The following is a 23,268-nucleotide window of genomic DNA, read 5'->3' as shown; positions in this document are numbered from 1 at the left end:
AGATTAGCGAACACATGTAAGCTAAACAACTCCGATCAGCTAAGGCCAAACCTGTGTTTAACTCGTTGCCACAATGTTAATGACATGTCGTCATCCCCAATCAGCTGCAATAGACGGCGCTGAACCAAACCGTACAAACTGTCTTTAGGGTACTGATTATCCTCGTCGGCGTCGGCCATTGGGATGGAGGTTGCCAGCTCCAGTGCGTGTTCTACTTTTGTTACTTGATACAGGTGGAAGCGTCCATTCGCTACCGCGTCAACGACCTCTTGCGTTAGGTTAAGCTGACGCACGTTAGCTTTTGGTAGGATGACTCCTTGTTTTCCGGTTAGCCCGCGACTGGCACAAACTCGGAAGAAGCCTTCAATTTTTTGATTGATACCACCAATTGCCTGCACGTTACCAAATTGGTCCACTGCGCCGGTCATCGCCAGCTCTTGAGAGATTGGGGCGTCGGCAATGGCAGAGATCAAGCCGCAATACTCCGCGAGAGAAGCGCTGTCGCCGTCGATGGTTTGATAGGATTGCTCAAACACAATATTAGCGTTGAGGTGCAGTGGCGCATCTCGGCCAAACAGACGGTACAGACACGCCGACAGAATCATCATACCTTTAGCATGGATGTTACCCCCAAGCTCAGATTTACGTTCAACGTCGGCAACTTCGCCATCACCGTAATGCACGGTAGTGGTGATACGTGCTGGTTCGCCATAGCTGTGACCACAATAATCCACCACCGTTAGGCCATTAATTTGGCCGACCGCTTCCCCTTCGGTTTGTACCAACACCGTTTGCTCTAAAATGGCCTCGTGGGAGCTTTTTTCTAAGGCGTTGTGCATATTCTGTTGACGCAACTGAAGTTCCAAAATCTCCTGTCGGGTCAACGGGGCATCGCTTGGAGATGCCAAACGAAACAGCTTGGCCAACTCCTCCCAGCATAAAGACAACTTATGCTGATGTTCGACTAAGCGGCTGGCGTACTGGGCCATCATTTTTGCTGCGTCGATGGAAAGCGAGCGTCCACAAGTGAGTTGGCACACTTGGTTTACCGCGGTTAACCAAGAGTCAATCTGAGTGTTGTCTTCGATGTCCCACTCAGGTTGGCACTCGGCGTACAGTGAAAAGCGGTCACTAAATCCGGCATCAAAGCCGTTTAGGTTGTCGTAATCGCCGGCGCTGCCCAGAATCACCACCTGACTTTTCAGTTCGTGCCAGTTGTCACCCAACTGTGCGCCGCCGCACTCCAGCACCTGTTTTAGCGGCCAATACGCGGCGGGACGTTCCAGGATATATTCAACTGGGATGATCAGTAGAGATTTTTGAAACAGCAGACCAGGCTGATTTTCATCACCAATCAACGCGATGCGACTAATGATCCGATCCATAAAATAGACCGAGGTGTCGCGATCAACACCGAAGTGTGCTTGGGGGAACTCAGAGAGTAGGGCGCGTACTACGGCCATTGGCGATAGACCTGGCATACCGGCCAAGAACAGGTGATTGTGTCCATTGGACAGCAGGCCTTGCCAAGCTTCGATGACTCGAGGCTGGCCAAACAGCAGTGGAGACTGCGTTTTGGGCTCAGCGAATGAGGTTGTGCTTGGGATCTGAAGCTGCAGTAGTGACTCGTGAAGTCTATAGGTTTGGCGATTGACCAACTGGCCGTTCTCCGACTGAGTAAAAAGAGGAGAAATATACCACATTAGAGCGCAAACAGGATGGATTGGTGGCAGTTTTACTCTATACTGTATAAATATACAGTTTTGATTTTTTGGGGACGACATGGCACCGAATCCATTTAGGCCACTTTTCGATACCTTAAGATTTTTTGATACGCCTAATGAACAGGTTAACGCCGATTTGGCGTCTATCATCCTAGGTCAGGTTGAAGATGCAGGATTGACCTATGAGTACAGCTTTGATTGGTTGACGGAACAAAAAAGCGTAGAAAATAACTTCAAAAGTCACCGTAGTGAGTTAACCATTTTTTTAAATTGGCTGTGGCGCGTTGAACAGGCATCCATACTCGATGTGGACCGCCGACGCTTATCCCGATACCTCGATTTTTGCCAACAGCCCCCGATTGAGTTGATCGGGTACTGCAATGTGCCGCAATTTAAGACAGATAAAGGAAGTAGGGCAGTTAACTCAAACTGGCGGCCCTTTTTAGGTAAAAAAGCCTTGGGCGAAGCGCTTGGTTATCAGTTATCTCACTCTGCCATTCGCACCAAGCTGGCTCTGTTATCGGCTTTTTTCTCGTATCTCATCGATCTGGATTACGTTGAGAGAAATCCCGCGGCCATTTTACTTCGCGCCGGACGCTATAAACGGCGAGATCAACACGAGACATCGCGGGAAGATAACGAGCAATTGAAAAGCTTCAGTGAGCTTCAATGGTCTTACGTAATCAGTACCGTGAACCAGATGGCGCAAACAGAGCCTAAAGTTCATGAGCGCAGCCGATTTCTGATTATTCTGATGTACAGCTGTTATCTGCGGATCTCAGAGGTGTCTGCCAGACCCGGGTTTTCGCCGATCATGGGACAGTTTCGCCGTGATAAAAAGACCGGCGTATGGGGATTTTTCGTTCCCGTGAGTAAATCTGGTAAGTCCGGAACCGTCGCCGTATCCAATGAATTGTTGGCAGCGCTAATTCAATATCGTCGATTTTTAGGATTAAGCGATTTGCCAAGTCCAGATGAACAAACGCCGCTGTTTGTTCGGCACAAAGCCTCGGGTCACGGACGTGATGCGGGCATTAAAGCAGCCAACCTTGGCATCCGCCAAGTGCGAGAGTTGGTGGATAACGTCATCCAAATGGCGGCAGACAATGCGGCGGCTGATGGATTGCTGATGGACGCTAACGAGATGCGGATGCTGTCCAGCCACAGTTTGCGCCACAGTGGCATTAGCCATGATATCAATCTCCATGGTAGGCCGTTGTCCCACGTACAGGCAGACGCGCGCCACGATAGCATCGACACCACATCAAGATATCTGTACACCAGTCGAGTTGAACGACATCAGTCAGCATCAAATAAACCCATTGATCAGCTAAGCCAAACTGAAACCTAGTCGTTCCACGACTAAGCAATAATGCCGATAACGCTATTTATCGGCATCTTGCTAACCACGGCTGTTCTATACGATTCTCAAAATTCCTATATGCGTACAATGTATATTATGGTAAATGATATGTCTCTTGGTAAGAGCGCGCTTCGATAACTCTACTTCCATGACTCATCTGCTCCTTGTGTTATTGATAATTGATTTAGAGCTTAGCACTATTTTATGAGCAGACTTAATCCGAGCCCCAGCGATTTTCGGTGTTTCTCCGTTGATGAATTTGCAAGAATTCACTCGCTTCACTCATTGGTGAGCCCCATCTTCGAATTGCTTACATGCATTGTATCTAAAACCCGTTTTGAGCTATCCAATATGAAACTGCATTACCTTGCGGCCGTCTCTGTGCTGACATTGTCTGGCTGTGCGTCATCGAGTTTGCAATATGCCAAACCAGACTCTAAACACGTAAACAATCAGATCATTCTTAATCAAGACTTTGACCAGGTCTGGGATCGCCTTGTTCGCAATTTGGCTGCCGACTTTTTTGTTATCAATAACATTGAGAAAAACTCTCGGATTATTAACGTCTCTTTTTCGACTTCAAGGCCAATGGAATTTGTCAGTTGTGGCCTGTCCACACGACAGTTTAAGAACGCCTATGGCACTCAATCCTTTGTTTATGATCCTGCCCAATCGACTCAATTTCCGTTTACCAATGACTTTGGCGTGCTGTTTAACGCCAACAGAAAGACCTACCTTGAAGGCCGAACCAATATCTATCTCGCACCCGAAGGCGAAAACACCGTGGTCAGTGTAAACACCAAATACCTACTTAAGGCGGATATTGAATACCGCAATAATGGAAATCAGCTAGTTCAAAGAGACAGCTTTGTATTCGATTTTTCAACAAAATCGGCGTATGAAGAGAGCAATGGTGATGGGGTTGTTTGTATGGCGACAGGGGAACTGGAGCAAAAATTACTAGATTACGCTCGATAAGATACGCCACTTCCCTACCCCCTATCGTCATTGAATAGGAGGTAGGTACAGTGCTTAATCAGTTATCAAAGATTCAGTTTTTCAGCCACGTAATCGGCGTCTTTGTCGCCTCGGCCCGATAGGTTCACCAATATGTGTTGCTCAGGCGGCAATGTCTTGGCTTTCTTCATCGCCCAAGCGACAGCGTGGGCGCTTTCCAGTGCTGGAATGATCCCTTCAACGCGGGATAAGGTCATAAAGGCCTCCAAACATTCCTCATCTGTCACCGACTCATAATTCACTCTTTCAATATCTTTCAGATAGCAGTGCTGAGGTCCAACTCCCGGATAATCTAAACCGGAAGCGATGGAGTGAACCGGAAGAGGCTGCCCTTCACTATCTTGCAGCACGTAGCACTTAAAGCCATGAAGTTCACCTGGGGTACCTAAGGTCAGAGTGGCTGAGTGCATATCCGTATCAAGGCCCTTCCCTGCTGGCTCCACACCAACGATGTTAACCCCGTCATCATTTAAGAATGCAGTGAACAGGCCCATGGCGTTAGAGCCGCCGCCAACACACGCGGTAATATAGTGAGGAAGGCACTGATACTTATCTTGGAACTGCTGTCTTGCTTCTCGGCCAATAATGCTTTGAAAGTCTCGAACCATTTTAGGAAAAGGATGGGGCCCAACCACAGAGCCAATGGCATAGATGGTGTTTTGTGGATCTTTTAGGTACTCCTCAAATGCACTGTCTACCGCATCTTTTAGGGTTGCCGTTCCCCGCGTGACCGGAACAAGCTTGCAGCCCAAAATCTTCATCTTGGTGACATTTGGATGCTCTTTTTCAATGTCCACTTGTCCCATGTGTATTTCACAAGGAATCCCAACTAAGGCACACGCGGTTGCCAACGCAACGCCATGTTGTCCTGCCCCGGTTTCGGCAATCACTTTTTTCTTGCCCATGAATTTAGCAAGCAGCGCTTCACCTAGGCAGTGATTAATCTTGTGGGCACCGGTATGGTTTAAGTCCTCTCGTTTTAGGTAGATCTGAGCTCCGCCTAACTGCTCACTTAAACGCTGTGCGTGGTAGATTGGGCTTGGACGGCCGACATAATCTTGAAACAGTTTCATCAGCTCATTTTGAAACTTCTCAGTATTACGGATCTCTTCATACGCCAAGTCAATTTCATGCATCACCTGTTTGAGCTCTGGTGGGACCAACTGGCCCCCATATTGGCCGAAAAATCCATTGGTGTCTGGCATAGGGGCAAAGTCAGTCATTTGGTGATACTCCTAGAACAAATTAGGTGTTTTTTCATTTTGTATCGTTGACTATACGCTTGTCACAATATGATTCCACCCTGTCTTTCTAAAATTCCATAAAATTCAGCGGTGAGCGTGGTTTTTGTGACGTCCGCGAATTGGGCTGTATGCTATAATTTACACGTCAAGGGCGAATGGCTGAACTTTAGCCTCCACCAACATCAGTTGAACTCCTTTTGCTAAGTTGCCACTCAGCGGGCTAACGAAAGAGCCGGTTCTAAACCATCACGCCTGCTTTTTAAGCATTAAATCAATTGATTGCTGTTTGGATGCGCAAAAACCGGAATCGACATTTGAGTCCGCTCTGTAAGCTGTTAGAATCAGCGGTTATCCATTTCTATTGACTGATAAACAGAGCTGATCCTCATGGGAAGAAGTTTCGAAGTCCGCAAATTATCTATGGCCAAAACGGCTGCGGCAAAGACCAAGGTGTACTCTAAGTACGGTAAAGAGATCTACGTTTGTGCTAAGAACGGCAGCCCGGATCCAGACTCAAACTTGTCTTTACGTCGACTGATCGATAAAGCAAAGAAAGATCAGGTTCCAGCACACGTAATCGAAAAAGCCATTGATAAGGCGACTGGCGGAGCCGGTGAGGATTACTCCCCTGCGCGCTATGAAGGCTTTGGCCCCGGTGGCTGCATGGTTATCGTTGATTGCTTGACCGATAACGGTAATCGCACCTTCACCGAAGTTCGTCAGAGCTTTGTAAAGACAGACTCTAAGCTGGGTGCACCAGGCGCTGTTGCTCACATGTTCGACCATCAAGCGGTATTCGCTTTTGAAGGCGAAGATGATGACGCGGTGTTGGAAGTGCTAATGATGGCTGACATCGATGTTACCGATGTTGAGCTTGAAGACGGCGTAATTACTGTTTTTGCACCTCACACTGAATTCTTCAAGGTAAAAACTGCCCTGACTGAAGCCTATGAAGGCATTAAGTTTAGCGCTGAAGAGATCACTTTTATTCCTCAAACCTACGTTAACATTGAAGGTGATGACGTAGCGGTATTTGAGAAATTTATGGCGATGTTGGAAGACTGCGATGACGTTCAGCAGGTCTATCACAACGCAGAAAACATGAACTAATTCAGTTAGTTTAGTTTTGTAAAAGCCCAGCAATCGCTGGGTTTTTTTGTGTCTTTCTTTTAGAAGATGAGAATTATTCTCTACTTGATGGTGACAATTTAGTCTTCTACGCTTCAACCACACCAAGGGAAAAATGTTCTAAAACAAGAATGTTGTGGCTGATGAAATCTGGTGTGGATTAACAGGGATTGTTAACGATGGAAGACATGGATGCGTCTTGCGCCGAGTACTCTTTTGGTGCGACTTTGACTGTGGCTCAAGTAAGCCAAGTAAAACAGGCTTTGAGCGAAATTCTCGCAAGAGCCCCCTCCTCTATTTATCTGCAAAGCGACAAGATCGAGCGCATTGACGCTGCGGGTCTGCAATTGTTGCTGAGCTTTGCTAACCAATGTCATCAAGAGCAGCGGTCGCTGCAGATAGAACCTATCTCTGACTGTCTAGCGCAATCGTGTCGGTATTGCGGAATAGCCCTTTCCCAGTTAAGTAATCAACCTTAGGAGCGCCCCATGGCAAGAATTTTGACTGCTGACGACTCGTCGTCCATTCGCCAAATGGTGAGTCAAGCCCTCTCTGATGCAGGCCATCAAGTCATCACCGCAAACGATGGAGAAGAGGCGCTCGGAATCGCCAAGTCTCAAACCTTTGACCTTGTCGTTTCTGACATCAATATGCCACGTCTCGACGGCATTGGGCTGGTGAAAGCGCTGAGACAACTTGGCCCCTACCGATTTACGCCGATTCTGATCTTAACCACTGAGAGCAGTGGCGAGAAAAAAAGTGAAGGCAAACGCTGCGGGGCTACAGGTTGGCTGGTAAAACCATTCAACCCCGATACATTATTGGCCACCATCAACAAGGTAATCTAGGGGATAGCGATGAGCCTAGACATGGAGCAGTTGAGGCAAGTTTTTGTTGATGAGTGCAATGAAAACCTGGATGTCATCGAACAGGAGCTGTTGAAGTTAGGGGAGCGCTCGCCTGATAGCGAAGAGATCAATACTATTTTTCGAGCCGCTCACTCCATTAAAGGAGGCGGTGCTACCTTTGGCTTTACCCAGATCAGTGAGTTTACCCACCTACTTGAAACCCTGTTGGATGAAATTCGTGCCGGCGTGCGTCAATACCAAGGGGAATTTGCCGATCTGCTGTTGCAAAGTGGCGATCAAATTCGGCTCATGGTCGCGCCAGATTTTGTCACCGGTTCTAATGACAAAACGCTGTCTGAGCTAAAGGAGCGATTCAATCATTACCTCGCTACCAAGTGCAATGGCGACTCCCCTGCTGAGCTGTCTAGCTCTGAGCAAGAGCAAACCGATTCCGATTGGCGAGTTCTATTTTCGCCAGATGATGACATCCTGTTTAGTGGTAACGATCCCGTTCGAATATTGACCGAGCTTCATTCCCTCGGCGAGGTTGACGCCAACTGCATTACTGAAAACCTACCCGACTTTGCTCAGCTGGATCCAGAAAAGCTCTATCTCAGATGGGAAATGCGATGCGAACCAGCCATCGAACGAGAGAAAATCAGCGGCTGCTTTGACTGGGTTGAGGATCAATGTGAGCTGGTGATTGAAAGACTAAAACCGGATGCAGTAACGGAGAGTGCCGAGCAAACCACAGTCGATGACAGCGCACCGAAAAACGTGTCTAGCAGTGCCAAAACCAGCGGCTCCATTCGAGTGGAAATCAATAAAGTGGATGCGCTCATCAATCTGGTGGGCGAGTTGGTTATCACTCAATCGATGCTTAACGAACTGGGCAACAACTTCTCCCCCGACAATATCGAGCGTTTAAAGTCTGGTCTGGATCAGCTACTGCACAATACCAAAGCGCTTCAGCAAAGCGTTTTGGAGATTCGCATGTTGCCAATCAGCAATGCATTTAACCGAGTTCCACGGTTGGTTCGAGATATCGCCAAACAACTGGATAAAAAGGTCAACCTACACATCAGTGGCGAACAAACAGAGCTGGATAAAACCGTTATGGAGCAGATTGTTGACCCTCTTATTCACCTCATTCGTAATGCCGTTGATCATGGAATAGAAACCCCAGATGTACGCGTTAACAAAGGCAAAGATCAAGCTGGGAACGTCTTTCTCGATGCTTATCAGCAGGGAGAAAACATCATTATTGAGATTCGAGATGATGGTGCTGGACTCAATGCGGATAAGCTCAAAATCAGTGCAGTTCAAAAAGGCATCATTACTGAAGAGTCCGCTGCTCATCTGTCTGAGCAAGAGCTGTACGATCTAATATTCGCTCCAGGTTTCTCTACCGCTGCCCAGGTGAGCGACCTCTCTGGTCGTGGTGTTGGAATGGATGTGGTTAAGCGCAACATTAGCCAGCTGGGCGGCCAAATTTCGCTGTCGTCTGAACCAGGCAATGGCACGCAAATCCGCATCAACCTGCCACTGACGTTAGCCATTGTTGATGGTCAATTGGTGCGAGTTGGTGATCAGATCTTCGTAATCCCTCTTGTGGCGATCATTGAATCCACTCAAATCGATCCTGAAATGCTGACAACGGTGGGTGGTGGCACTGAGCTTTACCGTCTGCGAGAGGAAAATATCCCTATCATTCGCTTAGGCACCGAATTTGGCATTCAGACTTCTCCTTATAAAGAGTTAGGACTGCTTTGTGTGGTGGAAGCGGCAGACCAAAAAGTAGGTATTTTGGTAGATGAACTTCTCGCCCAGCAACAGGTGGTCATCAAGAGTTTAGAGTCCAATTATCAATCGGTACCGGGAATCTCCGGCGCCACGATTTTGGGTGATGGCAGCGTATCACTGATCATCGATGTGCCTGGCTTGTCTGACAACGTGCTAACAACAGCGGCAGTAAAAGATAGCTCTGTGGCGGCTTAAGGAGAGGAACATGAATACCGAATCCACCGTAGGCCAGAACGACGACGGGACTGAGGTTATCGCCTGTCGTGAGTGTCTAACCTTTCAGCTTGCCAATGAATGGTATGGCCTAGATATCTTAGATATCGAAGAGATTTGCGTTTGGCAGCAACCTACCCCAATGCCTTATAGCCCTGACTTTATAAAAGGGGTGATCAATCTAAGAGGGATGATCATTCCGATAATGGATCTGCGATGTCGTTTCCTCATGCCTGAAGCTAATTATCACCCATCGACGGTGGTCATCATTATCAAGCCAAACATCGATTCTGGAGCGTCTAAATTGATGGGGATCATCGTCGATTCGGTTTGTGAAGTCGCAAATTTTAGCGAAGAGCAGATTCAGGATTATCAGCCTATGGCGGAAAATGGGGTTCAGCACTTCGTTAAACAGATTGCGACCCACAACAGTAATGTCATCTCCTTAATTGAAAGCGCCAAGTTAATGGAGATAGAACGCTGCAATTCATTGCAGGAGGCATCATGAATCATCTGTGTGGTGAATACTTGGCATTTGAGATTGAAGAGCAAGAGTATGCCATCAACATTTTGTCTGTTCAGGAGATTCGGGGATGGGAGAAGCCTCGCCCAATTCCAGACGCACCCGCCTTTGTACAAGGGGCATTAGAGTTAAGAAAACAGGTGATTCCTATTTTCGATATGCGTGCGCGTCTGTCACTGCAAGCACATCCTAAGCCGTCCAGTTGCGTCACCATTATTATTAAACTGCCCGACCGCTGCCCATTTGGGTTGACGGTGGACTCGGTGTCGGATGTGCATTTGCTTGAAGAGGCTCACCTCAGACAGGCGCCGGATCTTAAAGATAACTCGCAAACCAGCTGCATTTTAGCGATGGCAAAAGTGGCTTCAAATTTGATTGTGCTATTGGATTTAGAAGCGTTTATTGACCCAATTCAAAACCCTAAGTGGATTGAACATTCGATTATTCGTAAGGAAGCGGAACATGGTTAGGTCATCCTTTTTAAGTAAGTTATTTTCGCCCATAAAGGCACATTCTGCAGACAATAAGCAGGCTCAGTTGATTGCAGCCCTTACCAGCGCGCAAACCGCACTGATGACCGTTGACCGTGATCTCAAAGTGACTTTTTTAAATGATAAGAGCGTTGAGTTATTGAAAGAGCACGAGCCGTTGTTTAAAAAGCACTGGCCCGGCTTTACCGCATCAAAAGAGTATATGCTGGAGAACTGCATCGATATTTTTCACAAAGATCCCAGCCATCAACGTCAGTTGTTAAATAACCCCGCCAACCTTCCCTACAAGACCGACATCGAAATTGATGATGTCGTGTTATCGCTTCACGTTACCGCCATTCGAGACGCAAACGGAGACTATGTTGGCAATTCCTTAGAGTGGGAAGATGTCACTGTTCAGCGCCGAAAAGAGAACGAAATTGCCCAGTTAAATGCGGCCATCGATCAAGCGCAGACGGCCATGGTGATGATCGATCGTGATCTAAACATCACCTACGTAAACCAACAAACCGTTAAACTGTTCGAATCCCATAAAGATACCTTTCGCAGCGTTTGGCCTCAGTTTACGCCGACGAAAGAGTGGTTAAATGGTCAATGTATCGACCAGTTTCATCGCCACCCAGAGCATCAGCGCAAGTTACTGGCAAATCCTGCAAACCTGCCCTTTAAGACCGACATCACCATTGGTGATGTGAAAATTGAACTGAATGTCGCCGCCATTAGAGATGCTCAAGGCAACTACGTTGGTAACACCCTGGAATGGCAGGACGTTACCAAACTTAGAGAGCAAGAGAACAAGGTGAGTCGCCTAGTTTCCGCAGTTGAAGGCATGACCACCAATATGATGATGGCCGATAACGACGGCACCATTTTGTATCTAAATCCAGCACTCAAAACACTACTGCGTCGACGAGAGTCGGAGCTTCAAAAAGTGTTTAGCCGCTTTAGCGTTGATAACCTTGTTGGCACCAACATGAGCCTGTTTCACAAAAATCCCGCCCATCAACAAAGTCTCATTGAGCGGCCCGATTCACTGCCTCATAACGCAGAGGTGACTGTGGGTCCATTGGATTTTCGATTGACCTGCATCGCCATGAAAGACGCCAATGGCGAACAGATTGGTGCCGCCTTGCAGTGGGAGGACATTACCGAACAAAAGGACGGTCAGCGCCAAATTGAAAAGCTCATCAGTGCGGCGGCGCAAGGGGAGCTCACCAATCGCATCGACACCAGTGTTTACAGTGGGTTCATGGCTTCTCTGGGCACCTCGGTGAACTCCCTACTCGACTCCGTGGTTGAGCCCATAAGAAACTGTATCGACGTGATGTCTGATGTGGCGAAAGGTGACCTATCGAGCAGCATGCCAACCAACTACAGTGGTGAGTTTGGTGCCTTGGCGGACGCGGTGAACACATCCACGGGGAATCTGAGAAGCATGGTTCAAGAGATCATCGAATCGGCCACGCGGGTGACCAGCTCTTCCTCTGAAATATCTGAAGGCAACAATGATCTGAGCCAGCGAACGGAAGAGCAAGCATCCAGCCTAGAAGAGACTGCCGCGAGTATGGAACAGCTAACCTCCACCGTGAAACAGAATGCAGATAATGCCAAGCGTGCTAACCAGCTTTCCCAGGACGCTCAGGTAAAAGCCAAACAGGGCGGTGACGTGGTGACCAGTGCGGTCTCTGCCATGGAAGAGATCAACCAAGCTAGCAAGAAGATTGCCGACATTATTGGCGTGATTGATGAGATCGCCTTCCAAACCAATCTGCTGGCATTAAATGCTGCGGTTGAGGCTGCCCGGGCCGGTGAACAAGGTCGAGGGTTTGCGGTGGTCGCCGGTGAGGTTCGAAGCCTAGCACAGCGCAGTGCCGGTGCTGCAAAAGAGATTAAAGGGCTGATTAACGACAGCGTTGACAAAGTCAGTGAAGGGTCGCGATTGGTGGATGAATCCGGTGAAACCTTAGTCAATATTGTGAATTCAGTGGAAAAGGTCTCTGATTTGGTGGCTGAAATCGACGTCGCTAGCCAAGAGCAGTCCACTGGGATTAGCGAAATCAGTCGCGCCGTTGCACAGATGGATGAGATGACGCAGCAAAACTCGGCGTTGGTTGAGCAAGCGGCAGCCTCCAGCGAAGCCTTGGCAGATGAAGCAAGCAAACTGATGCAACAAATCGAGTTCTTTTCCGATGATCATGGGGGAAGCCGGGACATCGTCAGCCCCATTGCGGCCGAGAGCGCCCCTTCTCCCAAAGCTTCCAAGTCTCGCCAGCGCGCCGTGCCTCGTCCTTTAGCCAGTGGTGGTGAACAGTGGCAAGAATTTTAGAGAAGCCAGTGAGAAGCCTAACTTCTAAGAATTATGAGGCTGAGCTTGTCACGCTTAGCCCCTACCCCTTGTCCGATGAGATGTTTCTTTGGGTACAAAAGACCATCTATGACAAAGCGGGAATTTCTTTAAGCCAAAAGAAAAAGCAGATGGTTCAAGGCCGGTTATCAAGGCGGCTTCGTTGTCTCAATTTACAGACTTTCGAGCAATATCGTGATCTGCTTTGCAGTGCTCAATATCCCGATGAATTTACGGAGTTTATTAATGCGCTCACCACCAATAAAACCTCATTTTACCGGGAGCCACATCACTTTCACTACCTGCAACAACGGCTGTTACCTCAGTGGTTTGCCTCCAGCCGGCCGGTGACAATCTGGTCTTCGGCCTGCTCGACGGGCCAAGAGCCATATACCATCGCCATGGTGATTAAAGCCTATCGACAACAAATAGGCAGGAAAGGACCTGAAATCCGGATATTGGCCACGGATCTCGATACCCAAGTATTGGATACGGCGCAAACCGCAGTCTATGAGCTGGACTCGGTGTCTGAGCTTGGCTGTAACCAGCTTAAAAATGGCTTTTTGCGTGGCATTGGCGATAACCACAATAAGGTGCGGGTTCAGGACGAGGTCCGACGCTTAGTGCAGTTTCAGCAGATGAACTTAAACAGCCTGTGGAAATTTACACATCAGTTCGATCTCATCTTTTGCCGTAATGTGATGATCTATTTTGATGGGCCAACACAACAGCGGCTGCTGCAGAGATTTCACAAACAACTGAAAAACGACGGCACCTTAATCCTTGGCCATTCAGAGACTCTCGGCCAGTGTGAAATCGACTATCGATCACTTGGGAAAACCATATTTTGCAAGCGATGATGCCAACCCCGATTCGGGCAAAAACTAGGCTAACACTTAGTCAACACGATCTGCCAACCTTTAAGGTGATGCCGGGCGAGATGCACATAGGCACCCAGCCTGAAATGATCACCACCACGCTTGGTTCCTGCATAGCGGTGATTTGTTGGGATCCCGCGCTGCAGATAGGTGGGTTAAATCACTTTATGCTGCCCTGCTCCTCCAGTCATCAACAAGACGGTCCCAGATATGGTGCTTACGCCATGGAAATGCTGATTAACGGGCTTATCCACCTTGGGTCCAGTAAGCGTCGTTTACAACTTAAGTGTTTTGGCGCCGCGCAAATATCTGGATTCGGTCCGTCGGTATCAAGCAGCAATATCAATTTTATTCGCCAATATATCGCCAATGAGCGCCTGCAACTGGTTGGCGAAGATCTTGGTGGTCAGCAGCCACGGCAAGTTAAATTCAACCCATACTCTGGAAAAGCTTGGGTGAAGTCACTGCCAACTACTCAGTCTAACCAATTGAGCCGCAGAGAACGCCGCTACCTTGATGACGTAGACAGCGAACTGGATCACAGTAACGTGGAGCTATTCTAAAATGCAGACTAAAGTACTAGTTATCGATGATTCCATCACCATACGCACCCTATTAACCAGCATTTTAGATAAGCACCCCAATATTAAAGTGGTCGGCACCGCCGTTGATCCCTATGACGCCCGAGAAAAGATTAAGCAGCTCAATCCAGATGTGTTAACCCTGGACATTGAGATGCCAAAAATGAATGGTCTAGAGTTCTTATCAAACCTAATGCGACTTAGGCCAACGCCAGTGGTGATGGTCAGTACCCTAACTCAGCATGGTGCAGACATTACTTTGCAAGCTTTAGAGCTTGGTGCCATTGATTATGTTGCAAAACCTCAAAATATCGATGCCCTGAGTACCGATCTCTACGGCAATATGCTGACCGAGAAGGTACTGACTGCTGCCAAAGCCAATCTAAACGCGACCTCCCCAACACGCTCTCGTCCCGCCACGCTGGTGGCACCCAAAACTCGGGTGAACAAACGCATTATTGCCATTGGTGCCTCAACCGGCGGCACGGAAGCCATCAAAGAGTTGCTAGTGGGTCTGCCCAGTGACATTCCGCCCATTGTCATTGCTCAACACATTCGACCTCTGTTCAGTACCTCTTTTGCTAACCGGCTCGATGGCTGCACCAACTTTACGGTGCAAGAGGTGGATGAGGTGCCTCGGCCTTTGCTTGGTAGCCATGTCTATTTAGCGCCCGGAGGTCAGCATATCAAAGTGCTTGAAAAACGGGGCCAGCTTTTTGGTGTTGCCAGCAGTGACGCCGAAGTGAATCGTCATCGTCCCTCGGTGGAGGTGTTGTTTGACTCAGTCAATCAATGGGTCGGCAATGAATCTGTGGCAGTGATGCTAACTGGGATGGGAAGAGATGGCGCCGAAGGGATGAAACGACTCAAGGACCGAGGCGGGCTAACCTTATCTCAAAATCAAGAGAGTTGCGTCATTTGGGGCATGCCGCGGGCCGCGGTGGAACTCGGCGCCGTCTGCTCCGAGCACGCGCTGAAAGATCTGCCTAAGGCCATTTTGAATGGGCTGGTCATGAGAAAGCTAAAACCCAGCAAGGAGGCAGTGTGATGAATCGAGAGTGGCTATTTTTGCTTGGGTCCTGCGCGATGGTTGTGGCCAACATGGTGTTTGATCAGGTTTGGCTATGGAGCCTGAGTGCGGTGATCATTATTGGTTCGGCTTTTATGTTATTAAAGCGAAACCGGCCCACCGATACGTTAACGATGGCTGAGGCGACCACTAACCCTGCCCAGATGAGTTATCGTTATTCAATACAAAAACTGTTGCTGTCTCTTACTGAGTCCATCGATTGCTCTTTAAAGGCTCAGCAACAGACATTGGCTGATGCGGCTGACAAACTTAATGCCAGTTTTGCCACGCTCGTGACTCAGGTTAAGCAGCAACAACTTGAGCTTCAACTGGTGATTGACAAGCTACTAGGCCAAGGCGAGTTTGCCAGTGGCGAGGTAAACCTAAACAAGGTGGCCCCGTTAACCAGTGACACCGTTTCGCAGTTTGTGTTGTTGTTTGAAGAGATCAGTGAAAAAAGTCAGGCGTCGGTGCGGGTGATCGCCACGATGTCTGAACAGATGGATTCGGTATTTGAGATGATAACGGGCGTCAAGAAGATCTCCGACCAAACAAACCTACTGGCATTAAATGCCTCTATCGAAGCGGCTCGCGCCGGAGATGCCGGCCGAGGTTTTGCGGTGGTGGCGGAAGCCGTTAAGGGCCTCAGTCAGGAGACCAACACCCTAAACGATGAGATGCAACAACGTGTTCATCGTTCCCAATCCAGTATCCACAGTGTTAAGGAAACGCTCGATTCCATGGCGGCTTTAGACATAGAGGATGCGGTGGCTTCACGGCAGAAAATTGATGATCTTCTGGCTCGCCTGTCCACGTTAAATGGCCAATTAGGGGAGCAATTACATCAGATAACCGGTGACAGCCAAGGGGTGGAGAACGAAGTAAAACACGCCATCATGTGCATGCAGTTCTCAGACATCGTTTATCAGCAAAACGAGCAGGCCCAAGAGAGTCTCGCCAAAATGAATCAACTGACTGATCTGTTAGTGGATGACGCTATTAGTGAACCGCAGATGGAAACGGCGATTTTGGCGCTGCTTGAACAGCATCAGCAGGTGAATTTGCGGGCTACCCAAGCCTCTGTGGATGAAGGTGAGGTGGAACTGTTCTAGGTAAAGCTGCGCGTTAACCAACCCCGTTAACGCGCGAGCGGTTTACTGTTTAGATAAGACGGTCCGCCACAGCAGCAGTACCAATGCCATGTAACCTAACCCAATCCCAAAGGCTTCTAGGTATAAACCACTGACCATGGCGATGGGCATCAAAGAGATAACAATGATGTCGACGATAGAGCCAGGTACGTAGGCGATGGCAAAATCATCCAGCACTTTGCCGCGCATCTTTGGGTCGATGATTCGCAGCAGCGCAATCCCCATTGCGACGGTGCCGGTCAACCAGCCCCAGGAGAAGATCGCCTTTTCAAACCACTGCTCTCCAAGCATTCGCGGGGCCACCCAAAACACCAGAAACAAGGTAAAACAGACCCCACAAACCAGCAATATTGCCATGGGAGCTAAGTAGTTCAGCAGTACCGTAATTTTAATGGCAGAGACCCCGAAAACGATCAGAAAATCAGTGGTAACGCCACCTGCATGGCTGAATACGTTGTCGCACAGATAGGCTTGGGCACCGCTGCGTTTAGCAACAACGCGGGCAATCATGCCCAAAAGGAATCCAACCACAAACGTCGGCAGCTGCACTTTATCGTGAAACGACGATAGGTAAGTCGCCAGATGATACGCGCTGGCGGTGACAGCCAAAATTAGCGCACCATGAATCGCAAAACTGTCTACCGACAGTGATGACATGGTGTTGTTCATGATTGGCTTCTGCTCAGGCGGCGCTATCAAACCCCGTTGTTCGGTCCTAGTCATCTGTTCAAACTGAGTAAACTCGGTTACCCAACCCTTTTTTAGAGCCACTTGTAGGATGATCATGCCCACAATAATGGAGATAAAGATCCCCGCAGTGGCAAACGACAAGCTTAGGGTCAAGGCGTCTTGCCAACCCAGGCCAGCAAAAATGTCACCGACGACCACTGACGTTCCATGGCCGCCCATAAAACCGGCGGACATGACTAGGCCAAAGCCATGACTGAGTTCAGGCCAGATAAAGTGAGACAGGGCCAATCCCACTGCCGCAGCAAACAACCATTGGGACACGGTAGCAATTTGGTTAAACGCCCACAATGAACCGGCCCTGCGGGCCACCATCTGAGGTGAAGGCAACGGCGTGGCCAATCCCAAAGCACTGAACAGCATGGCGGTTAGCATGCTGGCATTGCCGCCATAGACCTCGCTCCAAGGTAAAACATTAACACCATATGGGCCCAATGTGAGTCCCAGCAAGCCGGCGAGTACCGCCGCTGGCAGATACAAACGCTGCAGAATAGGCAAATAGACGCGCAGTAGCTTTCCGGCCAGCAATAAGCCACCGGCAATGGCAAAGTCAGTCAAAAACGACCAGGTTGTCATTGAATACTCCTATGAAAAGGCAGAGCAAAGGTAAGTTGGCCAAAGATGTGGCCGCTCTGCAGATGGGCACCGAAGATGCAGCGCGATGTTAGAAGTGCGCTCCGCCCAGAAATGGCGGCCTGTTTTTTGAAGTGCGCTACGCTAACAAATTGATGTTCGGGGATCAGTTAACATTGCCAAAGCTGAGAGTTGGATCCAGTAAATTGCGCTTATTCGCTCAATGCGTGGTCGACTGGTTGAGGAAATGCGCAGTGCATAATCAACCTCTCTGATATCATAAACGCATTATTGCCGCTAAGTTCCCCCTAAATATGGATCATTCGAAGCACATTGCCGCAGCCATCGCACCGAGCACCTTGACGTCCTGCACTCTCATCCAGCCTCTTTGGGCTGATTATGGTGGCTTGTATCGGGTCGAATTGAACGAACTTGGTTGCCATTCGTCCCTAATCGCTAAGGTGATCCACAATTCGGTGCTCACTGCCAAAGAGGCCAACGACGTCGGACACCTGCGCAAATGCCGTTCCTATCAAATTGAATGCCATTGGTATCAACACACCCAATCTAATTACCCCAATTCAGTGGCCATGGCCAAGCTTATCGATCTGATTAAGGTCGATGACATTACGATTTTGTTGATGGAGGATTTGGGCTGCAACGCCTATGCGCCAGTGGACTTTGAGCCAACGCTGTCTCAGCTCAACGGGATGCTAGACTGGTTAGCCCAATTTCACAGCGTTGGATTTAAGGTTCCCAAGGAAGGATTGTGGCCCCAAGGTAGCTATTGGCACCTTGATACTCGCTTGCAAGAGTGGCATCGCATGCCAGAAAGCCCCTTAAAAGCAGGAGCCCACAGCATTGACCAAACGTTGAAACAAGCTGAGTTTCAAACTCTTATTCATGGTGATGCCAAGGTGGCGAATTTTCTTTGCGATCCGAATGACAACGCCGCCGCAGTCGATTTCCAATACGTTGGTTCAGGCGTTGGCGTTCAAGATGTGGTCTACCTCATTGGCAGTGCATTAGACAACGATCAACTGCAACGGCATTACTCAACCCTGATCGATTACTATTTTTCGCAATTGGCGCAGCACCTTGGTAATACCTTGTCTGGAATGGATGCCAGCGCCATAGAAGCGCAGTGGCGACAACTGCTGCCGTTGTGTTGGGCAGACTTTGAGCGCTTCCTAACCGGATGGAAGCCTGGCCATTGGAAGCTAAACGCCTTTTCCGCAGAGCAAACACAAATCGCACTGCGTCAATTAACGCTGAGTTAGCATTTTTTCGTGGGCTTTGGTTAAGGGCTTGGTTTGGGTGATGCCGTGGGTGGCTCCTGCCAATTCAAGCCATCCACGGCATCGCGCATCACTTGATCGTCACGCATGTCGTAGTGGCGCGTGGTGTCGATGCTGGCGTGGCCCATCAACTTTTGCACCGTATGCAGATCGATTCCACGGCGCAAAAGTTGAGTGGCGAAAGTACGGCGACTGTCGTGCGGGTTAAAACTCTCAACTTGAGCGGCCTTACTGCGGCTATCGATGATGAATTTCACCGCTTGAGGCGTCATGCTGTTGGGCTTGAGATCCCCCAACTTGGTCATTGGCTGAAACAGTGCGCCGCTATGATGCCCGCGCAGATGGTCTAGGTATCGTGTAATGGCGTCCATACAATCGCCATTGAGATACACCATTCGCTGACGATTTCCCTTACCAATTACGGTAATTTGGCGGTTGTTCAGATCCAGGTCCTGCATCTGCAGCGCCACAATTTCAGCCCGGCGAAGCCCAGTATTAAACAGCAGGGTTAATAGAGCGAAATCACGCTCTCCTTTTGGATTGTTATCTTTTTTGCAGTGAGTTAAAAGCTGGTTGATTCTTTGGGGCTCTACCTCACTGCCCTGCTTGATACGAGTGCCACGAAAACGCTTGATAGACTGTATCTGGCTGTAATCACGATGCTCATAAAGCCCCAGTTCGTAGGCTCGGCGGGCGACTCCTTTTAGCAGTGCCAAATATAAGTTAAGCGTATTTGGGCTTCGTCCTTTTTCAGGCCGGCGTTTTAATAAGGCTCCCTGTCGAAGACGATCCAACAGATACAACACCTGTGGCTTGCGCACTTTCCCCCAATCGATCTGCCGATAATGTTCGGCTCCCATCAATTTGGCCATCAGATTCAGGTAACTGATCATCTTCTGCCGGCTTAGATCCGAACCGAGTTCCTGTAGATAGAGCGTCGCAGGATTAAGATCAAGCTGATACTCACTGGTTTCAAGGCTTGGGTACTGAATGTTGGTGGCAATCAGCTCAGTGGTCACGCTGGCGGATCCTTAGGCAGTTATGGGACAAGATCGGTTGGCGATCATACCGGATCGCCATTACTTATGAAAATAGTTATTTTCAAAAGTAACTTTTATAAATCAGTGCTGTTGGCGTCAATCACCCTGTTGAAGAATGAAAATTTTTACTAAACCAAAATGAAAAACAGAGCTTATGCTCTAGGTGTAGCGTAAGGAGAGAAGGCGCTGCGACCTAAATGAAGTTACGACGAGTAGAAACGGCATTGCCGTTGTGAGTTTTAGATTAACGACGATTTATTGTCGCCGGTTAGAACGCCGGCGACAATTAGAGCTTAGAGACAAGCAGAACTTAATGATCGGCTAGCCAATCAAAATCCACAATGTGCATTTTGCCGCTGGCATCTTCAAAGCGCAGATCCAAACGCCACACCATATAATCGCTGGCACAACTGCCGTAGATCAGCTCTGCCTTGCCATCCGTAGAAAATTTTACTGGGATAATGCCCATGAACATATCTCGGCCACTGACCTGGGCGGAATTGAGCGTCCAGTCGTCAGGAAACGCGAGGGACAAATTCAGGGGCGTCTCTGCGGGCGCGTTTTTGGGGAATAGCGATAGAGATACCGACTCCCCCATGATTTTTTGCTGACAACTGCCCTGACTGAAATCGCACAAGTTTGTTTGTTTTTCAGTGTTGTCGGCGTTACAGGCCGTTAAGCCAACCACAGAGAATAAAGCCAATACAGCTAGATTACGGCTCATCGATTATGTCCTTGAATTCGCTGGTGTAATCAACATTTTATTAACCACACATCTTTGATCCAGATCAAAAGGAGTATGGGTGATTGTGCTAGGTTTTTTGACCCACCTCAAGTATCATGGCCTTGCCTTGATGCATATCACAGAGGAAGTGTTCGATTAATGCGCAGTATCACCTAAATCTGTGAGTTAATTGAAAATGTCACTTCTATTTGTGGAAGTTAACATGCAATTGCAGTGGAAGCTAAAAATATGAACTTGACCAATACCAGCAACGACTATAACTACACCGTAGTTCGTCAGTTTGCTGTAGTTACCGTCATTTGGGGAATCGTCGGTATGCTAGTGGGGGTATTCATTGCCGCCCAGCTGATCTGGCCTGCCCTCAACTTTGATACTCCTTGGCTGACTTACAGCCGTCTTCGTCCTTTACACACCAATGCTGTGATCTTCGCGTTTGGAACGAGCGCGTTGTTCGCGACCTCCTATTATGTCGTACAGCGTACCTGTCAAACCCGTCTGTTTGCACCTAAATTGGCTGCATTCACCTTCTGGGGTTGGCAGGCGATCATCTTAGCAGCTGCAATTACCCTGCCTCTGGGTTTTAGCACTGCAAAAGAGTACGCCGAGCTGGAATGGCCAATTGACATCGCTATTGCTGTAGTGTGGGTCTCTTATGCCATTGTGTTCTTTGGAACTCTGGTTAAGCGAAAAGTTCAACACATCTACGTGGCGAACTGGTTCTTTGGTGCCTTCATCATTACCGTAGCCGTGCTGCACATCGTCAACTCACTGGCTGTGCCTGTTGTCGATATGGAGCAAGGTTTGTGGACCATGAAGTCCTACTCCATCTACGCCGGTGCTGTGGATGCCATGGTTCAGTGGTGGTACGGACACAACGCCGTAGGTTTCCTACTGACCGCAGGCTTCTTGGGTATGATGTACTACTTCGTACCTAAGCAGGCTGGCCGTCCAGTTTACTCCTACCGCTTGTCCATCGTTCACTTCTGGGCGCTGATCTCCCTGTACATCTGGGCAGGTCCTCACCACTTGCACTACACCGCCCTGCCGGACTGGACTCAGTCTCTGGGTATGGTGATGTCTCTGATCCTGTTCGCACCATCTTGGGGTGGCATGATCAACGGTATCATGACCCTGTCTGGTGCTTGGCATAAGCTGCGTACTGATCCAGTACTTCGTTTCCTAGTGGTATCACTGTCTTTCTACGGTATGTCTACCTTCGAAGGCCCAATGATGTCCATTAAGACCGTAAACGCACTGTCTCACTACACTGACTGGACCGTAGGTCACGTACACTCCGGCGCGTTGGGTTGGGTTGCCATGGTATCCATTGGTTCCATCTACCACCTAATCCCTAACCTGTTTGCTCAGGGTCGCATGTACTCGAACAAACTGGTTAACGTTCACTTCTGGCTGGCGACCATCGGTACCGTTCTTTACATCGTATCCATGTGGATCTCCGGTGTAATGCAGGGTCTGATGTGGCGTGCGGTTAACAGCGACGGCACCCTGACCTACAGCTTCGTTGAATCTCTGGAAGCCTCTTACCCGTTCTACTTCGTTCGTTTCTTGGGCGGCGTGTTCTTCGTAGCGGGTATGCTGCTGATGGCGTACAACGTGTATCGCACCATCAAAGCTCCCAACGGCTCGCTACAAGCTGAGGCCGAACCACAGCCTCAAGCCGCTTAAGGAGATGATGAGATGAAATTCAAACACGAAATTATCGAAAAGAACGTCGGTCTGCTGGCAATCTTTACCATCATCGCCATCAGCTTTGGTGGTCTGGTTCAGATTACGCCGCTGCTGTTCCAAAACGAGACCACCACGCCGGTAACTGGCCTTAAGCCGTACACAGCACTGCAGATGGAAGGCCGTGATGTCTACATCCGTGAAGGATGTAACTCTTGTCACAGCCAGATGATCCGTCCTTTCCGCAGTGAAACTGAGCGTTATGGTCACTACTCCGTAGCCGGTGAAAGCGTTTGGGAACACCCATTCCTATGGGGCTCTAAGCGTACCGGTCCAGATCTGGCTCGTGTGGGCGGTCGTTACTCTGACGACTGGCATCGTATCCACCTGTTGGATCCACGCATTGTTGTACCTGAGTCCAACATGCCTGGTTTCCCATGGTTGGAAGAGAACGAACTGGATGGCAAATCAACTCTGAAGAAATTACAGATCTTCCGCGACCAATTTGGCGTACCTTATGGTGACGACGAGGCTTTGGCCAAAGACGTTGAATCCATTAAAGGTAAGACTGAAATGGACGCGTTGATCGCTTACCTGCAGTCCCTGGGTACCGCATTAAAGTAAGGAGATTCAGATGGATTATGGAACCTTTCAAGGAATCGTAACCCTTGTTTTAATGCTAATTTTCTTGGCCATTGTGGCTTGGGCGTACAGTTCTCGCCAAAAGTCACGATTCGACGAAGCCGCCAACTTGGTGTTCGACGATGAGCCAAAGGCCCAGAGATTAAAGGAGTAATCAACA

At 48.9% G+C, this 23,268-nt stretch carries 22 protein-coding genes; 17 read left to right on the top strand and 5 right to left on the bottom strand.

Going from position 1 to position 23,268, the window contains the following annotated elements:
• Positions 1 to 35 precede the first annotated feature (35 nt).
• Positions 36 to 1,703, bottom strand: a complete 1,668-nt coding sequence (locus tag FCL42_RS04130; RefSeq protein WP_136862114.1) for a S16 family serine protease — start codon at positions 1,701 to 1,703, stop codon at positions 36 to 38.
• Between the two features lie 79 nt (positions 1,704 to 1,782).
• Here FCL42_RS04130 and FCL42_RS04125 point away from each other — a divergent pair, with 79 nt between their 5' ends.
• Positions 1,783 to 3,075 (top strand): tyrosine-type recombinase/integrase, encoded by a 1,293-nt coding sequence (locus FCL42_RS04125; protein ID WP_136862113.1) that lies wholly within the window; start codon positions 1,783 to 1,785, stop codon positions 3,073 to 3,075.
• 363 nt (positions 3,076 to 3,438) lie between these two features.
• Positions 3,439 to 4,065 (top strand): hypothetical protein, encoded by a 627-nt coding sequence (locus tag FCL42_RS04120; protein ID WP_136862112.1) that lies wholly within the window; start codon positions 3,439 to 3,441, stop codon positions 4,063 to 4,065.
• Positions 4,066 to 4,130: 65 nt separating this feature from the next.
• Here the strand turns inward: FCL42_RS04120 and trpB are convergent, their stop codons facing one another.
• Entirely contained in the window at positions 4,131 to 5,327 is a 1,197-nt protein-coding gene (trpB, locus tag FCL42_RS04115) for a tryptophan synthase subunit beta (protein WP_136862111.1), read from the bottom strand.
• A gap of 408 nt (positions 5,328 to 5,735) precedes the next feature.
• Between trpB and FCL42_RS04110 the strand changes: the two genes are divergently transcribed.
• The 11 genes from FCL42_RS04110 (at position 5,736) to FCL42_RS04060 (ending at position 16,338) form a co-directional block, all read left to right on the top strand.
• Positions 5,736 to 6,458, top strand: coding sequence for a YebC/PmpR family DNA-binding transcriptional regulator (locus FCL42_RS04110; RefSeq protein WP_136862110.1), 723 nt, complete (start codon positions 5,736 to 5,738; stop codon positions 6,456 to 6,458).
• A gap of 197 nt (positions 6,459 to 6,655) precedes the next feature.
• Complete coding sequence (locus FCL42_RS04105; RefSeq protein ID WP_136862109.1) at positions 6,656 to 6,955, top strand: STAS domain-containing protein; 300 nt, start codon at positions 6,656 to 6,658, stop codon at positions 6,953 to 6,955.
• Between the two features lie 9 nt (positions 6,956 to 6,964).
• Entirely contained in the window at positions 6,965 to 7,324 is a 360-nt protein-coding gene (locus tag FCL42_RS04100; protein WP_136862108.1) for a response regulator, read from the top strand.
• Between the two features lie 9 nt (positions 7,325 to 7,333).
• The gene (locus FCL42_RS04095; protein WP_136862107.1) at positions 7,334 to 9,322 is read left to right on the top strand and encodes a chemotaxis protein CheA; all 1,989 of its coding nucleotides are present in this window, start codon (positions 7,334 to 7,336) and stop codon (positions 9,320 to 9,322) included.
• Between the two features lie 10 nt (positions 9,323 to 9,332).
• Positions 9,333 to 9,848: a chemotaxis protein CheW gene (locus tag FCL42_RS04090; RefSeq protein ID WP_136862106.1), complete on the top strand. Its 516-nt coding sequence runs from the start codon at positions 9,333 to 9,335 to the stop codon at positions 9,846 to 9,848.
• On the top strand, positions 9,845 to 10,333 hold the full coding sequence (locus FCL42_RS04085; protein WP_136862105.1) for a chemotaxis protein CheW: 489 nt from the start codon (positions 9,845 to 9,847) through the stop codon (positions 10,331 to 10,333). Before FCL42_RS04090 ends, FCL42_RS04085 begins: the two co-directional genes overlap by 4 nt.
• Entirely contained in the window at positions 10,326 to 12,680 is a 2,355-nt protein-coding gene (aer2, locus tag FCL42_RS04080; protein WP_136862104.1) for an aerotaxis transducer Aer2, read from the top strand. The genes FCL42_RS04085 and aer2 overlap by 8 nt, the downstream gene beginning before the upstream one ends.
• 8 nt (positions 12,681 to 12,688) lie before the next feature.
• Positions 12,689 to 13,558 carry a CheR family methyltransferase gene (locus FCL42_RS04075; protein WP_136862103.1) on the top strand — a complete coding sequence of 290 codons (870 nt, stop codon included), beginning with the start codon at positions 12,689 to 12,691 and terminating at the stop codon, positions 13,556 to 13,558.
• On the top strand, positions 13,555 to 14,139 hold the full coding sequence (locus FCL42_RS04070; protein ID WP_229359781.1) for a chemotaxis protein CheD: 585 nt from the start codon (positions 13,555 to 13,557) through the stop codon (positions 14,137 to 14,139). Before FCL42_RS04075 ends, FCL42_RS04070 begins: the two co-directional genes overlap by 4 nt.
• A gap of 1 nt (position 14,140) precedes the next feature.
• On the top strand, positions 14,141 to 15,205 hold the full coding sequence (locus FCL42_RS04065) for a protein-glutamate methylesterase/protein-glutamine glutaminase (protein WP_136862101.1): 1,065 nt from the start codon (positions 14,141 to 14,143) through the stop codon (positions 15,203 to 15,205).
• Complete coding sequence (locus FCL42_RS04060) at positions 15,205 to 16,338, top strand: methyl-accepting chemotaxis protein (RefSeq protein ID WP_136862100.1); 1,134 nt, start codon at positions 15,205 to 15,207, stop codon at positions 16,336 to 16,338. Before FCL42_RS04065 ends, FCL42_RS04060 begins: the two co-directional genes overlap by 1 nt.
• Positions 16,339 to 16,380: 42 nt before the next feature.
• On the opposite strand, the gene FCL42_RS04055 is transcribed toward FCL42_RS04060, so the two are convergent.
• On the bottom strand, positions 16,381 to 17,700 hold the full coding sequence (locus FCL42_RS04055) for a sodium/glutamate symporter (protein ID WP_136862099.1): 1,320 nt from the start codon (positions 17,698 to 17,700) through the stop codon (positions 16,381 to 16,383).
• Positions 17,701 to 18,011: 311 nt separating this feature from the next.
• Between FCL42_RS04055 and FCL42_RS04050 the strand changes: the two genes are divergently transcribed.
• Positions 18,012 to 18,977 carry a phosphotransferase gene (locus FCL42_RS04050; protein WP_136862098.1) on the top strand — a complete coding sequence of 322 codons (966 nt, stop codon included), beginning with the start codon at positions 18,012 to 18,014 and terminating at the stop codon, positions 18,975 to 18,977.
• Between the two features lie 20 nt (positions 18,978 to 18,997).
• Here the strand turns inward: FCL42_RS04050 and FCL42_RS04045 are convergent, their stop codons facing one another.
• A complete protein-coding gene (locus tag FCL42_RS04045) occupies positions 18,998 to 20,014 on the bottom strand; it encodes a tyrosine-type recombinase/integrase (protein ID WP_136862097.1) in 1,017 nt (338 codons plus the stop codon).
• Between the two features lie 331 nt (positions 20,015 to 20,345).
• Positions 20,346 to 20,759 (bottom strand): hypothetical protein, encoded by a 414-nt coding sequence (locus tag FCL42_RS04040; RefSeq protein WP_136862096.1) that lies wholly within the window; start codon positions 20,757 to 20,759, stop codon positions 20,346 to 20,348.
• Positions 20,760 to 21,008: 249 nt separating this feature from the next.
• On the opposite strand from FCL42_RS04040, the gene ccoN reads away from it, so the two are divergent.
• Genes ccoN through FCL42_RS04025 form a run of 3 tightly spaced genes read left to right on the top strand, consistent with a single transcriptional unit; the run spans position 21,009 to position 23,262 of the window.
• Positions 21,009 to 22,466: a cytochrome-c oxidase, cbb3-type subunit I gene (gene ccoN / locus FCL42_RS04035; RefSeq protein WP_136862095.1), complete on the top strand. Its 1,458-nt coding sequence runs from the start codon at positions 21,009 to 21,011 to the stop codon at positions 22,464 to 22,466.
• Between the two features lie 12 nt (positions 22,467 to 22,478).
• A complete protein-coding gene (ccoO, locus tag FCL42_RS04030) occupies positions 22,479 to 23,090 on the top strand; it encodes a cytochrome-c oxidase, cbb3-type subunit II (RefSeq protein WP_136862094.1) in 612 nt (203 codons plus the stop codon).
• A gap of 10 nt (positions 23,091 to 23,100) precedes the next feature.
• Complete coding sequence (locus FCL42_RS04025) at positions 23,101 to 23,262, top strand: cbb3-type cytochrome oxidase subunit 3 (RefSeq protein WP_136862093.1); 162 nt, start codon at positions 23,101 to 23,103, stop codon at positions 23,260 to 23,262.
• Positions 23,263 to 23,268 lie beyond the last annotated feature (6 nt).

The organism is Ferrimonas aestuarii, from assembly GCF_005116665.1.
Lineage (GTDB): Bacteria > Pseudomonadota > Gammaproteobacteria > Enterobacterales > Shewanellaceae > Ferrimonas > Ferrimonas aestuarii.
The sequence above is the reverse complement of the archived record's forward strand: the minus strand, read 5'-3'. Positions and strand labels throughout refer to the sequence as shown.

Bases quoted from the DNA above. Each gene is read 5' to 3' on its own strand.
- FCL42_RS04120 (WP_136862112.1), top strand. From the start codon at position 3,439: ATGAAACTGCATTACCTTGCGGCCGTCTCTGTGCTGACATTGTCTGGC.
- aer2 (WP_136862104.1), top strand. From the start codon at position 10,326: ATGGTTAGGTCATCCTTTTTAAGTAAGTTATTTTCGCCCATAAAGGCA.
- FCL42_RS04125 (WP_136862113.1), top strand. From the start codon at position 1,783: ATGGCACCGAATCCATTTAGGCCACTTTTCGATACCTTAAGATTTTTT.
- FCL42_RS04055 (WP_136862099.1), bottom strand. From the start codon at position 17,700: ATGACAACCTGGTCGTTTTTGACTGACTTTGCCATTGCCGGTGGCTTA.
- ccoN (WP_136862095.1), top strand. From the start codon at position 21,009: ATGAACTTGACCAATACCAGCAACGACTATAACTACACCGTAGTTCGT.
- FCL42_RS04095 (WP_136862107.1), top strand. From the start codon at position 7,334: ATGAGCCTAGACATGGAGCAGTTGAGGCAAGTTTTTGTTGATGAGTGC.
- FCL42_RS04050 (WP_136862098.1), top strand. From the start codon at position 18,012: ATGGATCATTCGAAGCACATTGCCGCAGCCATCGCACCGAGCACCTTG.
- FCL42_RS04065 (WP_136862101.1), top strand. From the start codon at position 14,141: ATGCAGACTAAAGTACTAGTTATCGATGATTCCATCACCATACGCACC.
- FCL42_RS04090 (WP_136862106.1), top strand. From the start codon at position 9,333: ATGAATACCGAATCCACCGTAGGCCAGAACGACGACGGGACTGAGGTT.
- ccoO (WP_136862094.1), top strand. From the start codon at position 22,479: ATGAAATTCAAACACGAAATTATCGAAAAGAACGTCGGTCTGCTGGCA.
- trpB (WP_136862111.1), bottom strand. From the start codon at position 5,327: ATGACTGACTTTGCCCCTATGCCAGACACCAATGGATTTTTCGGCCAA.
- FCL42_RS04100 (WP_136862108.1), top strand. From the start codon at position 6,965: ATGGCAAGAATTTTGACTGCTGACGACTCGTCGTCCATTCGCCAAATG.
- FCL42_RS04130 (WP_136862114.1), bottom strand. From the start codon at position 1,703: ATGTGGTATATTTCTCCTCTTTTTACTCAGTCGGAGAACGGCCAGTTG.
- FCL42_RS04040 (WP_136862096.1), bottom strand. From the start codon at position 20,759: ATGAGCCGTAATCTAGCTGTATTGGCTTTATTCTCTGTGGTTGGCTTA.
- FCL42_RS04085 (WP_136862105.1), top strand. From the start codon at position 9,845: ATGAATCATCTGTGTGGTGAATACTTGGCATTTGAGATTGAAGAGCAA.
- FCL42_RS04110 (WP_136862110.1), top strand. From the start codon at position 5,736: ATGGGAAGAAGTTTCGAAGTCCGCAAATTATCTATGGCCAAAACGGCT.
- FCL42_RS04070 (WP_229359781.1), top strand. From the start codon at position 13,555: ATGATGCCAACCCCGATTCGGGCAAAAACTAGGCTAACACTTAGTCAA.
- FCL42_RS04025 (WP_136862093.1), top strand. From the start codon at position 23,101: ATGGATTATGGAACCTTTCAAGGAATCGTAACCCTTGTTTTAATGCTA.
- FCL42_RS04105 (WP_136862109.1), top strand. From the start codon at position 6,656: ATGGAAGACATGGATGCGTCTTGCGCCGAGTACTCTTTTGGTGCGACT.
- FCL42_RS04060 (WP_136862100.1), top strand. From the start codon at position 15,205: ATGAATCGAGAGTGGCTATTTTTGCTTGGGTCCTGCGCGATGGTTGTG.